A 12,862-nucleotide genomic window follows, 5' to 3' on the forward strand; every position below is an offset into this window, starting at 1 on the left:
GAACCCAAGGAGCACCAGATGAAACGACGACAGCGACTCGCGGCGATCGTCGCGGGAGCGGCCACGGCGGCCGTGGCGGCACTCGGCGCAGGCTTCCTCCTCAGCCCGAACGCGGGCGCGCAGGACGACGTGTCGGCACAGGCGCAAGCACTGTGGACGAACCCCGATACGCAGGCGGCCCGCTGGGTCGCGGCGAACCCGAACGACTCCCGCGCGGCCATGATCCGCGACCGCATCGCCGAGACCCCGGCGGGCAACTGGTTCACCAGGCACAACCCCTCCACGATCAAGGCCGACGTCGAATCCGTGGTCGCCGCGGCGTCCGCCGACGGCGCCGCGCCGATCATGGTCGTCTACAACATCCCCAACCGCGACTGCGGCGGCCACTCCGGCGGCGGGGCCCCCGACCACCAGTCCTACCGGCAATGGGTCGACCAGTTCGCCGCCGGGCTCTCCGGGCCCGCCTACATCGTCCTCGAGCCCGACACCCTCCCGCACAACTGCGCCAACGAGAGCGAACGCCAGCAGATCAACCAGTCGCTGACCCACGCGGTGCAGGCCATCAAGAACGCCGAGTCCCAGGCCAAGGTCTACATCGACATCGGCCACTCCAACTGGCTCGCCCCCGCCACGGCCGCCCAGCGCCTCCGGGACGCGGGCGTCCAGTACGCCGACGGCTTCGCGCTCAACACCTCCAACTACCGCACCACCGAGGAGTCCAGCGCCTACGCGCAGCAGATCCAGAACATCATCGGGTCCGACAAGGGCGCGGTGATCGACACCAGCCGCAACGGCAACGGCCCCGCCGGCGACGAGTGGTGCGACCCGGCCGGGCGCGCCATCGGTGACTTCCCGACCACCTCCACCGGCGTCAACGGCGTCGACGCCTTCCTGTGGGTCAAGCTCCCCGGCGAAGCCGACGGCTGCGCCGGCTCCGCGGGCCAGTTCATCCCCGACCTGGCCTACCAGCTCGCCAGTAACGCCGGCAGCGACTGGCCCGGCGACGTCGAGCCGACCGACCCGGTCACCGACCCGACCTCGGACGACCCCACCAGCGACGAGCCCACCACCGGCGGCCCGGGCGAGACGGACTGCACCGTCCACATCGAAGTCGTCAGCTCCTGGGACTCGGGCTGGCAGGGCAAGGTCTCGATGACCTCCGACCAGGCCGTCAACGGCTGGACCGTCTCGTGGACCTGGCCCGGCTCCCAATCGGTCACGAGCAGCTGGAACACCCAGCTGAGCACCTCGGGATCCACCGTGACCGCCAAGGACGTCGGCTGGAACGCCAGCGTCGCGGCGGGTCAGACCAAGGAGCTCTTCGGCTTCGTCGCCTCCGGCCCCGCGGCCGGCATGGAGGTCGCCTGCTGACCTGAACCACATCAGGGACGAGGTGTCCGGCCTGCGTCGCGGTTTCGCGACCTACACTGTGCGTGTGGCACAGTTCCAAGCGGCGCAGGCCGACACCGTCATCGCTCCCAGTCTCCTGGCGGCGGACTTCGCCCGCCTCGCCGAGGCGGCCGCCGCCGTCGAAGGCTCGGTCGACTGGCTCCACGTCGACGTCATGGACAACCACTTCGTCCCCAACCTCACGCTCGGCCCGCCGGTCGTCAAGTCCCTCAAGGCGTCCACGGACATCCCGCTCGACTGCCACCTCATGATCGAGGCCCCCGAGCGGTGGGCCACCGGGTACGCCGAGCTCGGCGCCTACAACGTGACCTTCCACGCCGAGGCCGCCGCCGATCCCGTGGCCCTCGCCAAGGACCTGCGCGCCGCGGGCGCCAAGGCCGGCCTCGCGATCGACCGCGACACGCCCGTCGAGGACTACCTCGACCTCCTCCCGGCGTTCGACACCCTCCTCATCATGACCATCAAGGCCGGGTTCGGCGGCCAGTCCTTCATCCCCGAACTGCTCGACAAGGTCCGCACCGCGCGCGCGCACGCCGACGCCGGACACCTCGAGCTGCGCATCGAAGTCGACGGCGGCATCGCCGACGACACCATCGCCGCCGCCGCCGAAGCCGGAGCCGACGCGTTCGTCGCCGGCACCGCGGTCTACGGCGCGGACGACCCCGCCGATGCGGCCCGGCGCCTGCGCGCCCGCGCCGACGCGGCGCGATCATCAGCGTGAGCCGCCATGGGCCCTCCCGTCACCCTCCACCACCCGAACCGGACGTCGCTACGCGGCGGCCGCGCTCACTCCCGTCCAACCCTCCACCACCCGAACCGGACGCCGCTGCGCGGCGGCCGCGCTCACTCCCGTCCAACCCTCCACCACCCGAACCGGACGTCGCTACGCGGCGGCCGCGCTCACTCCCGTCCAACCCTCCACCACCCGAACCGGACGCCGCTGCGCGGCGGCCCGGCGCACCTCCGTCGGACCGGCCCCGACCGGATGCCGCTGCGCGGCGGCCCGGCCCGCCCCCGTCGCACCCGCCCTCGCCCCGCAACGAGCCGACGCCGTGGCTAATCCTCCCGACCTGGTGCTCATCGCCGACGCCGACGCCGAGATCGCCGAATTCCTGGCGGCCCGCCTGAGGGCCGACGGGTTCGACACCGCGCTCGCCCGCGACGGCTACCAGGCGCTCGCCGGGATCGCGCTGCGACGGCCCGGCATCGTCCTGCTCGAATCCGACCTGCCGTTCATTGACGGGCTCGCCCTCACCAGGCAGCTCCGCGCCGACCCGGCCACCGCGAGCCTCCCGCTCATCCTGCTGGGCGCCCAGCCCTCCTCGGCCGACAAGATCGCCGGGCTCAAGGCCGGCGCCGACGACTACATCGCCAAGCCCTTCGACCCCGCCGAGGTCTCCGCCCGCATCGACTCGGCGATCCGCCGCCACCGCGAAGTCCGCGAGTCCTCGCCGCTCACCGGCATGCCCGGCAACGACCGGATCCTGCGCGAACTCCAGTCCTGGATCAAACGCGGCGACCCGTTCGCCTTGTGCTACATCGACATCGACCAGTTCAAAGCGGTCAACGACGTCTACGGGTTCATGCGCGGCGACGAGTTCATCAAGGGTCTCGCCGAATGCGTCTACGCCGCCGCCGGCGACGCCGGGGCCGCCCCGGTCTTCCTCGGGCACGTCGGCGGCGACGACTTCACCATCCTCTGCCTGCCCGAGCACGTCGAGGCCGTCACCGGCTTCCTCAACGACCACTTCGCCCGCCGCGTCCGCCAGCTGTGCGACCCCCGCGACGTCGAACGCGGCTACATCGAGCACGCCGACCGCACCACCTCCCGGCGCATGACCCGCTCGCGCCTGCCCACCCTCTCCACCGGCGTCGCCCTCTCCACGCACCGCCGCTTCGCCGACGCCTACGAGGCCGTCGCCGAGGCCACCGCCCTCAAGAGCGTCGCCAAATCCCACTCCGGCAACTACGTGGCCTTCCCCGAAGGCCGTATCCCCGGCCGGACGGGCCGCCGACCCGTCTTCTGGACCAACGACCGGCCCCGATGAGAGGACTGTCACGGAATAGGGACACCTCGATTCGCCCGTGGCACAATTCGTAATAGCAAACGCGCGTCAGCGGGGTCGGTGAAACTCCGAGCCGGCGGTGAGCGGCCAAGGCCGCGAGTCCGCGACCCGTCCGCATCCAGTGGACGGTTGACCTGGTGAGAATCCAGGACCGACGGTCAAAGTCCGGATGGGAGCAGACGCAGCGCAGGAGGCCGCCTTCAGGCGGGCCTGCTGCGCGGACTTCTCTTGCCCCCGCCTGCGTGCGTCCAGATTCGCAGCAGGTAGGGAGTTTCAACCGTGTTCACCGGAATCGTCGAAGAACTCGGCGAAGTCGTCAAGGTCAGTGAAGCGTTCCTGGCCGTCCGCGGGCCCGTCGTCGCCTCCGACGCCGCTCTCGGCGACTCCATCAGCGTCAACGGCTGCTGCCTCACCGTCGTCAGCGTCGAAGGCGACGTCTTCACCGCCGACGTCATGGAGGAGACCTACCGCCGCACGGTCATCGGCAAACTCGAGGTCGGCGACAAGGTCAACCTCGAGCGCGCCGCGACCCTCACCACCCGCCTCGGCGGGCACCTCGTGCAGGGCCACGTCGACGGCGTCGCCGAGATCGTCAAGCGCACGGCCAACCCTTCTCCCCCCACCACCCGGACCGGAGTGAACGCTGAGTCCTCGGCCGCCCCAGAATGGGAGGAAGTCACCTTCCGGCTTCCGCAGGGCCTCGCCAAGTACGTGGTCGAGAAGGGCTCCATCACCGTCGACGGCACCTCGCTCACCGTCACGCAGGTCGAGGGCGACGAGTTCTCCGTCGGTCTCATCCCCACCACGCTCGAATGGACCACCTTGGGGCGCAAGCAGGTCGGTGACCCCGTCCACATCGAGACCGACGTCGTCGCCAAGCACGTCGAGAAACTCCTCCAGTCAGCCGGGAGCATCTGATGAACGAGATCCGCCTCGACCGCGTCGAAGACGCCATCGCCGCCATCGCCGCCGGTCGGCCCGTGATCGTCGCCGACGACGCCGACCGCGAGAACGAGGGCGACATCGTCTTCGCCGCCGAAGACGCCACCCCGGAACTCATGGCCTTCACCATCCGCCACACCGGCGGCTACGTCTGCGTCGCCATGCCCTCCGACACCGCGGACCGGCTCGACCTGCCCCCGGCGCACCACACCAACCAGGACTACAAGGGCACCGCCTTCGCCGTCTCCGTCGACGCCCGCAAGGGCGTCACCACCGGCATCTCGGCCGCCGACCGCGCCCAGACCGTCCGGGTCCTCGGCGACCCCGAGACGCTCGCGACCGACCTCAACCGGCCCGGCCACGTCGTCCCGCTGCGCGCCAAGGACGGCGGCGTCCTCGTCCGCCGCGGCCACACCGAGGCCGCCGTCGACCTCACCCGCCTCGCCGGGAAACAGCCCGTCGGCGCCATCTCCGAGATGATGAACGACGACGGCACCATGATGCGGCTCCCCGAGCTCCGGGAGTTCGCCGACGAGCACGGCCTGGTCCTCATCACCGTCGCCGACCTCGCCGAATGGCGCCAGCGCAACGAGGTCCACGTCAAGCGCCTCGCCGAGGCCCGCCTCCCCCTGGAGGCCGGGCAGTTCACCGCCGTCGGGTACCGCGCCGTCCACGACGGCAACGAGCACGTCGCCCTCGTCAAGGGCGACATCGGCGACGGCATGGACGTCCTCGTCCGCGTCCACTCCGAATGCCTCACCGGCGACGCCTTCGGCTCCCTGCGCTGCGACTGCGGGCCCCAGCTCCAGGCCGCGCTGCGCGCCGTCGAGGCCGAAGGCCGCGGGGTCGTGCTCTACATGCGCGGCCACGAGGGCCGCGGCATCGGCCTGGTCCACAAGCTCCAGGCCTACCAGCTGCAGGACCAGGGCCGCGACACCGTCGACGCCAACCTCGAACTGGGCCTGCCCGCCGACGCCCGCGACTGGGCCATCGGCGCGCAGATCCTGGCCGACCTCGGCATCAAGTCGATGCGGCTGCTCACCAACAACCCGGACAAGCGCGCCGGCATCGAGGGCCACGGCCTGGAGGTCATCGACCGGGTCGCCCTGCCGACCTACGCCACGCCCGACAACCTCGCCTACCTGACCACCAAGCGCGACCGCATGGGGCACCTGCTCGCCGACCTGCCCGCGCCCGCGCTGCCCGCGCAGCCCGAACTCGCAAAGGACGCCGCCTGACATGGCCGGACACGGAGCACCCGAGATCGCCGTCCCCGACGCCGCCGGGCTCACCCTCGGCATCGTCGCCACCGACTGGAACGCCGGGGTGGTCGGCCAGCTCGAGAAGCGCGCCCTCGAGGCGGCGGCGGACGCCAAAGTGAGCGACGTCAAGGTCATCCACGTGGCCGGGGCCGTCGAACTGCCGATCGCCGCCCAGGCCCTCGCCCGCCGATACGACGCCGTGGTCGCCCTCGGCACCGTCATCCGCGGCGGCACCGCCCACTTCGACTACGTCTGCAAGTCCGTCACCGAGGGGCTCACCCGGGTCGCCCTCGACGAGGCGACCCCCGTGGCCCACGGCGTGCTCACGGTGGACGACCAGGAGCAGGCGCTCGCCCGCGCCGGATTCCCCGACTCCACTGAGGACAAAGGCTACGAGGCAGTCGTCGCCGCTCTCGGCGCGGCGCTGGCCATCCGCTCGCTCGACGCCTAGCGGCAGGTGCGGGCCCGGCCGGTCGGCCGGGCCCGTCACGCGTCCATGCCGGCCCGCAGGCCCTCGAGCAGCCGGTCCAGGGCCCGCTCGGTCGCCGCGAGCGCACCGGGGTCGGGCGAGCGGGCCAGCCACAGCGCGGCCTCGTTCATCGCGCCCGACAGGAGCCGCGACAGCGGCTCCACCGGCTGGTCGGCGATGACGCCCGCGTCGATGAGCGTCCGGAGCGCGTCGCCGAGGTGGCGCGCGGAGGCGTCCTCGTCCATGGCCCGCCACTCGTCCCATCCGAGGACGGTCGGGGCGTCCACCAGCAGTATGCGGCGCACGGCCGGGTCGGCCCCGGCCGCCAGGAACGCCCGGCATCCGGCCCGCAGCTGCTCCCACGGGTCCGCGAACCGCCCGGCCTCGCGCGCGACGCGCGCGCCCAGCTCCTCCTGCACTTCGGCGACCACGGCCCGGAAGAGCCCCGATTTGCTGCCGAAGTGGTGGTACGCGGCCCCTTTGGTGACCCCGATGCCGTTCGCGACCTCGGCGAGGACCACGTCGTGGTAGCCGTCGGCGGCGAACCGCCGCCGTCCCTCCTCCAGCAGCGCCCGCCGCGTCGCCGCCCGCTGCTCGCTTCTCGTCCCTGACATGCGCCCCCCATCCCTCGACTCACATACCCGAGGTATGTTAGCATCGAAATACACATACCCAGGGTATGTGAATTCCTTCGATCCGCAGGAGACCGCCATGGGCACCGCACTCAGCAGCTTCTATCCGGTGATCGCCACCGAGGACGTGGCCGCCGCGCACGACTTCTACGTGCGCCACTTCGGCTTCGAGGCCGTCTTCACCGCCGACTGGTACGTCAGCCTCCACCGCCCGGACGCCCCGCAGTACGAGCTGGCGCTGCTCGACAGCGCGCATCCGACGATCCCCGCCGGTCACCGGACCCCGCTCAACGGCGGCCTGATCCTCAACTTCGAGGTCGACGACGTGGACGCCGAGCACGCCCGCCTCGTCGATGAGGCGGGCCTGCGGGAGCTGCTGCCGCTGCGCACCGAGGACTTCGGCCAGCGTCACTTCATCGTCGCGGCCCCGGACGGGGTCATGGTCGACGTCATCACGGTCATCCCGGCGCGCGGGGACTACGTCGAGCAGTACGCCCCCGGGCACGAACCGCGGCCCCAGGTGTGAGGTCCGGGGGCGTTCAGTCGTAATGGCGGAACTCGGGCCACAACTCGGCCCACGGCAGGGTCCGACCGCGGCAGACGCCGACGGTCCGGCCCTGCTCCTCGTTCTCGACCCCGACGTTGTTGTCCAGCACCGCGACGGCGAGGCACTCGTCGAAGTACTCCTCCATGCGGTCCAACGGCAGTCCCACGGTGATCACCGTCGTCGCCGACTCCGGGGGCGGACCGTACGCGAACAGCTCGTTGTGGCCGCTGTAGACCGGGCCGCTCTCGACGGCGTATTCGAGGAGGGCGCCCGCTTCGCCGTAGTTCGCGGTGACGGTGACGGTCCGGTCCTTCTCTTCAGGCGTCATCGATTGGAAGACGCTCGCTTGGCGGGCGTACGTCTGCCAGCCGATCTGGTCGGGCACCGTGTCGTTCATGGCCGGGATCGGCGTGTCGCCGACGGCCTCGACGGGGATCAGCGGCAGCGCGACCACCGCGGAGACCGCCGTGTTCAAGCCGACCGCGGCCACGAGGAGCGCTCGGCGGCCCTGCGAAGCCGCCCACGCCGCCACCGGGGCGCACCCGGCCGCGTAGAGGGCGACGACCAGGCCGATCGAGTAGTACATCTGCCCGCCGGCGGCGAGGACGATCGCCAGCAGGACCGGGTAGGCCACCGCCAGGGCCCGGACCGGCCGCCATGCCGGTCGCCGCAGCAGCGCGATCAGCCCGGTGACCCAGATCGGCACGAGGAACAGGCCCAGCAGCAGGAATTGGAAGGGCAGCAGGGTGATGCGGTTCTCGGCGCCGTCGCCTTCGGCGATCGCCGAGGCCATCTCCAGCTGCGGCCAACCGTGCTGGGCCTGGTAGATCAGATTCGGCGAGCCGATCACGAACGCCAGGGCGACGCCGGCCCACAGCCATCTGGAAACCAGCGCCCGGCGCGGTCCCACGGCCAGCAGCGCCGCTCCGAGGCTGATGAGCAGCAGCACGATGAGATGCTTGTTGTAGAGGCCGATCCCGGCGACCGCGCCGACCGCGAGCCACCACTGAGGACGATCCCGCAGGAGCGCCCGCACCGCGAACAGCAGCACCGCCGTCCACACCACGAGGTCGACGGTCGCGGTCGACAGCACGTGCCCGAAGGCCAACGCGACCCCGGCGAACGCCAGACCCCAGACGCAGAGCGCCTGGGCGGCCCTGCCGCCGCCGAGTTCGCGCGTGAGCAGCGCCGCGAGCCACAGCATCCCGACCATGCAGAGCACCGAGGGGAACCGGAACGCCCAGACGGTGTCGCCGAAGACCGCGATCGACAGGTGCCCCAGCAGGGGCGTGAGCGGCCCCTGGTCGACGTAGCCCCAGGCGCGCTCCAGTATCAGGAAGTACAACTCGTCGCGATGGTAGTCATAGCGGCCGTTCACCGCCGAGAGGACCGCGGCGAGCGCGAGGCTCGCCAGGGCCGGGTGCAGACGGAAGAGGGGAGGGCGCATCGGCAGGCCTTTCGAGGGGTCGCTCCGGTCCTCAGAGCATTCCGCAAGACGCGCGGTCCCGCAAGCCCGCCGGGGCCGAGGGTCCCGATCGACTCCCCAGTCCGTTCGCGAAGCGCCCGTGCGGATCGCGAACCCGCCGGGGGAGCGGCGAAGCACGTTGGCGTCCACGGGCGATGAATCCGGACCGCTCGCCTCGTCCTTACCGTCAGAACCGACAAAGGAGCCGACATGAGCGAACCGCAGGCGATCGACTACACCTTCACCGCCCCCATCGAGAAGGACGGGTCGTTCCCGACCTACCTGACCGTCACCGACTCGGCCGAGCTGCTCGGCACCCGGAAGGCGGTGAAGGTGACCGGGACGATGGACGGCCACGAGTTCGCCGCCACGCTGATGCCCTCCGGGGAGGGCCCGCACTGGCTTCCCGTGCGGGCCGCGCTGTGCAAGGCCATCGGCAAGGGCGCCGCGGGCGACGAGGTGACCGTCCACCTCACCCGGCGCCTCACCTAAGCGGCGTCGATCCTCGCGAAGTAGGCGTCCACCAGGGGCTTGCCGACTCCGGTCATCCACTGCTCGAAGGTGAGCAGACCGGGGTGGATCGCCCGCAGCGCGGGGATGTCGACCTCCATCCGGTGCTCGTTGATCAGAGCGATCATCGTCGCCGTCGAAGGGCTGTCGGCGGCGATCTGCTCGATGGGGATCGACACGTACGGCACCTCCCGTCCGGTGACCCGGCCGATGAGCGCCGCCTTCTCGGCCTGGGTCAGGTCGTCCCCGGCCAGTTCGTACACCTTCCCGCGGTGGCGTTCGGGGTCGGCGAACGCGAGCGCCGCGAACGCGGCGATGTCGGCCGCGGCGATCAAGGGCTCGTACGTGTCGGCCCGCAGCGGTGAGACGAGCGCGCCGTTCCGGAGCTCCCTGATGGAGTCGAACGCGTTCTCCATGAAGGCCGTCGGTCGCAGGATCGTCAGGGACAGCCCGCTCTCTCGGAGCGCGCGCTCCGCCGCCCCCTTGTGCTGGAGCATGTCCATCGCCGGTTCCAGCGGCCCTCCCACGCCGACCGCGGAGGAGTGGACGACGTGGGCGACGCCCGCGTCCTTCGCCGCCGCCGCGAGCTTGGCCGCCGACCGGGCCTCGTGTTCGCGGTCGTGGTCGTAGGGGCCGCCTTCATAGGCGCCGGCGTGGACGCTGAAGGCGCCCCAGGCGCCTTTCGCGGCCCGGTCGAGCGAGTCGCGGTCGTCGAGGTCGCCCCCGACGACTTCGACGCCGGCCTCCTTGAGCGCCTTGGCTTTCGGGCCTTCGGGGTCGCGGGTGAGCGCCCGGACCCGCCAGCCGTCGGCGAGGAGGCGGGCGGTCACGGCCCCGCCTTGGCGGCCGGTCGCACCGGTCACGAGGACGGTCGTCGCAGAGCGGTCTGCGGTGTGGGAAGACATGGAGCGGTCCTTTCCGTACCGAGGAGCGCCGACTAGTATCGGAGTCGGCAACCCGGTTGATGAAACGGAACACTACACCCGTTTATCGGCGAACGCGAGAGGGGGCACGCCATGCCGACCACGGCGAAGCGGACCGAGCGCATCGATGCCCAGCGCAACCGCCGCAAAGTCCTGGAGACGGCCGACCGGCTGTTCGGCGAGCGCGGCACCGCGGTCTCCCTGGGGGAGATCGCCACCGAGGCGGGCGTGGGCGCGGGCACCGTCTACCGGCACTTTCCGACCAAGGACGCCCTGCTCGCGACCGTGCTCGACCAGCGGCTCCTCCTGCTCGGCGACACCGGGGCCGCCATGCTGCGCCGCGAGGACCCCGAGAACGCGTTCTTCGAGTACCTGGAGTTCCTCACCGGCCAGTCCCTCGCCAACCGTGCGATCTGCGAGGCCCTCGCCGCGCGCGGCGACTGGCAGGAGCCCTCGAAACTCGACGGGCACTGCGTGGTCGACGCGCCGCTCGCCGAGCTGCTGAGACGGGCGCAGCGGGCGGGTGCCGTCCGCTCCGACCTGGACTTCCAAGACGTCCGAGCCGTGCTCTCCGGGTGTGTCGGCATGGCCCTGGCCGCCGCCTCGCCCGAGCGGGCGGGCCGCCTCACCCGCGCCTTCTGGGACGTCCTCCGGGTCGAACGAAACCCCGAGGATCGTAACGAAACAAGGGTCGCGACTGAGACTAGTAACGAAATATCCGTAACGGAACGGTCCTGTCCGGTCTGCGGCGGACCGATCGCGCTGACCGCGACCGGTCGCCCCGCGACGTACTGCTCCTCGGCGTGCCGCCAGAAGGCGTTCCGGGACAAGCGGAAAGCGGCCTGACCCCGAGGCCGTGAGCCGAGTGGCAACCGTTCGCCTAGGATCGTTGCCACCGCACGGCGACCCCCACGGAGGCCTACGCAATGACCCGCAGATTCACGGTGCACGAGCGGCGCCCGGTCACCCGCCTCGACGGGATCTGGGACTTCGCCTACCTCGGCGACGTCGACCCGGACGACGTCGCCCTCGACCGGATCGCCTACGACGACGTCATGGCCGTGCCCGGCTGCTTCGACGCCACGCCCGCCTACAACGCGCGGCGCGGCCTCGCCGCCTACCGCACCCGCGTCCGCGTCGAGGCCGGCCGCCAGCGGCTGGTCTTCCACGGCGTCCAGCACTGGTGCCGCGTCTTCTGGAACGGCGAGCCGCTCCGCGACCATGCCGGCGGCTTCACCGCCTTCACCACTGACACCGACGCCGAAGCCGGCCCCGCGGAGATCACCGTCCTGGTCGACAACCGCTTCGGGGAGCGCGCGCCGCTGCACATGGAGCACTTCGACTGGTACCACTACGGGGGCATCAGCCGCGGCGTCGAACTCCACCGCCTCGGCGAGGCGTGGATCGAGGGCCTCAAGATCGACACGGTCTCGGTCGCCGAGCGGCGCATCGAGGTCCGGGTCGACTACACCGCCGACCGGCCCGGCCCGGCCGCGCTCGCGATCGACTGCGACGGCCGCGGCCTCCTCGCCGAGACGGTCGAGCTCGAATCCTCCGGCTCGATCACCCGGTCCTTCACGATCCCTCGGCTCGCACCGTGGTCGACCACCGACCCGCGGCTCGCGACCCTCACGGTCGCCCTCGGCGACGACGACCTGCGCGAGCGCTTCGGCCTGCGCGAGGTCGCGACCGCCGACGGCCGCCTCACCCTGAACGGCGAGCCGGTCCGGCTCCTCGGCGTCAACCGCCACGAGGCTCACCCGCAGTTCGGCCACTCGCAGCCGCCGGCGCTCCTGGTCGCGGACGTGCAGCAGCTGCGCGACCTGGGCGCGAACTTCGTGCGCGGCAGCCACTACCCGCTCGACCCGCTCTTCCTGGACCTGTGCGACGAGGCCGGGATCCTCGTGTGGTGCGAGTCGGTCGGCTGGCAGTACCCGGTCGAGCACCTCACCGATCCGGTCTTCGTCGACGCCCAGCTGGCGCACCTCGACGCGATGGTCGCCGCCGCTCAGAACCACCCGTCGATCGTCCTGTGGGGCGTGCTCAACGAGTGTCCGAGCTGGTCGGCGGACGGCCGCCCGGTCTACGAGCGGCTCCTCGGGCGCCTGAAGGAGATCGACCCGACCCGGCCGGTCACGTACGCGACCCTCAACGTCTACGAGGACCGGTGCCTCGACCTGGCCGACGTCGTCAGCGTGAACACCTATCCGGGCTGGTACTTCGGCGACGTGGCCGACGTCCCCGCCGAACTCGACCGCATCGCCGCGCACGTCGACGCCGAGGGCCACGCGGACAAGCCGCTCATCGTCTCCGAGATCGGCGCGGGGGCCGTGCCCGGCTGGAACGACCAGCGCGGTTCACTGTGGACCGAGGCGTACCAGGCCGAGCTGCTGAGCACGGTCGTGGACCACGTCATGGACGGCCAGGACCGCATCTCCGGCCTGGGTGTGTGGGTGCTCGGCGACTTCCGGACCACCGAGCACCGCGAGATGGCGCTCAAGCGGCCCCGCGGCGTCAACGACAAGGGCCTGGTCGACGAGTACCGCCGTCCCAAGCAGGCCTTCCACGCGGTGCGCGAGCGCTTCCGCCGCGAGGCCTGAGACGGCGAGACGCCGGGCCCGCGCGCGGGCCCGGCG

General features: G+C 71.5%; 13 protein-coding genes and 1 riboswitch. Of the genes, 10 read left to right on the forward strand and 3 right to left on the reverse strand.

Translation table 11 applies throughout. The annotated features are described in order from the left end of the window. Positions 1 to 18 precede the first annotated feature (18 nt). The 6 genes from K3N28_RS15175 to ribH all read left to right on the forward strand — a co-directional run bounded on the left by K3N28_RS15175 (position 19) and on the right by ribH (position 6,131). The gene (locus K3N28_RS15175) at positions 19 to 1,371 is read left to right on the forward strand and encodes a glycoside hydrolase family 6 protein (RefSeq protein WP_228093393.1); all 1,353 of its coding nucleotides are present in this window, start codon (positions 19 to 21) and stop codon (positions 1,369 to 1,371) included. A gap of 64 nt (positions 1,372 to 1,435) precedes the next feature. Then, positions 1,436 to 2,131, forward strand: coding sequence for a ribulose-phosphate 3-epimerase (gene rpe / locus K3N28_RS15180; RefSeq protein WP_228093394.1), 696 nt, complete (start codon positions 1,436 to 1,438; stop codon positions 2,129 to 2,131). A 331-nt stretch (positions 2,132 to 2,462) separates the two neighbouring features. Next, positions 2,463 to 3,458, forward strand: a complete 996-nt coding sequence (locus K3N28_RS15185) for a diguanylate cyclase (RefSeq protein ID WP_228093395.1) — start codon at positions 2,463 to 2,465, stop codon at positions 3,456 to 3,458. A 61-nt stretch (positions 3,459 to 3,519) separates the two neighbouring features. Then, positions 3,520 to 3,661: riboswitch (FMN riboswitch) on the forward strand. Positions 3,662 to 3,755: 94 nt separating this feature from the next. Beyond that, entirely contained in the window at positions 3,756 to 4,394 is a 639-nt protein-coding gene (locus tag K3N28_RS15190) for a riboflavin synthase (RefSeq protein ID WP_228093396.1), read from the forward strand. After that, positions 4,394 to 5,656, forward strand: coding sequence for a bifunctional 3,4-dihydroxy-2-butanone-4-phosphate synthase/GTP cyclohydrolase II (locus tag K3N28_RS15195; protein ID WP_228093397.1), 1,263 nt, complete (start codon positions 4,394 to 4,396; stop codon positions 5,654 to 5,656). Before K3N28_RS15190 ends, K3N28_RS15195 begins: the two co-directional genes overlap by 1 nt. Before the next feature lies 1 nt (position 5,657). Then, the gene (gene ribH / locus K3N28_RS15200; RefSeq protein WP_228093398.1) at positions 5,658 to 6,131 is read left to right on the forward strand and encodes a 6,7-dimethyl-8-ribityllumazine synthase; all 474 of its coding nucleotides are present in this window, start codon (positions 5,658 to 5,660) and stop codon (positions 6,129 to 6,131) included. A 35-nt stretch (positions 6,132 to 6,166) separates the two neighbouring features. Here ribH and K3N28_RS15205 read toward each other — a convergent pair whose 3' ends face one another. Then, positions 6,167 to 6,763 (reverse strand): TetR/AcrR family transcriptional regulator, encoded by a 597-nt coding sequence (locus K3N28_RS15205; protein ID WP_228093399.1) that lies wholly within the window; start codon positions 6,761 to 6,763, stop codon positions 6,167 to 6,169. A 97-nt stretch (positions 6,764 to 6,860) separates the two neighbouring features. On the opposite strand from K3N28_RS15205, the gene K3N28_RS15210 reads away from it, so the two are divergent. Next, positions 6,861 to 7,307 (forward strand): VOC family protein, encoded by a 447-nt coding sequence (locus K3N28_RS15210; RefSeq protein ID WP_228093400.1) that lies wholly within the window; start codon positions 6,861 to 6,863, stop codon positions 7,305 to 7,307. Positions 7,308 to 7,320: 13 nt separating this feature from the next. Here K3N28_RS15210 and K3N28_RS15215 read toward each other — a convergent pair whose 3' ends face one another. Beyond that, positions 7,321 to 8,775 carry a glycosyltransferase family 39 protein gene (locus tag K3N28_RS15215; RefSeq protein ID WP_228093401.1) on the reverse strand — a complete coding sequence of 485 codons (1,455 nt, stop codon included), beginning with the start codon at positions 8,773 to 8,775 and terminating at the stop codon, positions 7,321 to 7,323. Positions 8,776 to 9,003: 228 nt separating this feature from the next. On the opposite strand from K3N28_RS15215, the gene K3N28_RS15220 reads away from it, so the two are divergent. Continuing rightward, positions 9,004 to 9,285 carry a DUF1905 domain-containing protein gene (locus tag K3N28_RS15220; protein ID WP_228093402.1) on the forward strand — a complete coding sequence of 94 codons (282 nt, stop codon included), beginning with the start codon at positions 9,004 to 9,006 and terminating at the stop codon, positions 9,283 to 9,285. On the opposite strand, the gene K3N28_RS15225 is transcribed toward K3N28_RS15220, so the two are convergent. After that, positions 9,282 to 10,208: an NmrA family NAD(P)-binding protein gene (locus tag K3N28_RS15225; RefSeq protein WP_228093403.1), complete on the reverse strand. Its 927-nt coding sequence runs from the start codon at positions 10,206 to 10,208 to the stop codon at positions 9,282 to 9,284. The two genes, K3N28_RS15220 and K3N28_RS15225, sit on opposite strands and share 4 nt — an antisense overlap. A 111-nt stretch (positions 10,209 to 10,319) precedes the next feature. Here K3N28_RS15225 and K3N28_RS15230 point away from each other — a divergent pair, with 111 nt between their 5' ends. Together K3N28_RS15230 and K3N28_RS15235 are read left to right on the forward strand one after the other, a co-directional pair. Then, entirely contained in the window at positions 10,320 to 11,072 is a 753-nt protein-coding gene (locus K3N28_RS15230; RefSeq protein WP_228093404.1) for a TetR/AcrR family transcriptional regulator, read from the forward strand. A gap of 80 nt (positions 11,073 to 11,152) precedes the next feature. Beyond that, positions 11,153 to 12,826, forward strand: coding sequence for a glycoside hydrolase family 2 protein (locus tag K3N28_RS15235; RefSeq protein WP_228093405.1), 1,674 nt, complete (start codon positions 11,153 to 11,155; stop codon positions 12,824 to 12,826). Positions 12,827 to 12,862 lie beyond the last annotated feature (36 nt).

Origin of the sequence: Glycomyces sp. TRM65418, assembly GCF_019710475.1 — a bacterium.
Classification (GTDB): Bacteria; Actinomycetota; Actinomycetes; order Mycobacteriales; family Micromonosporaceae; genus Glycomyces.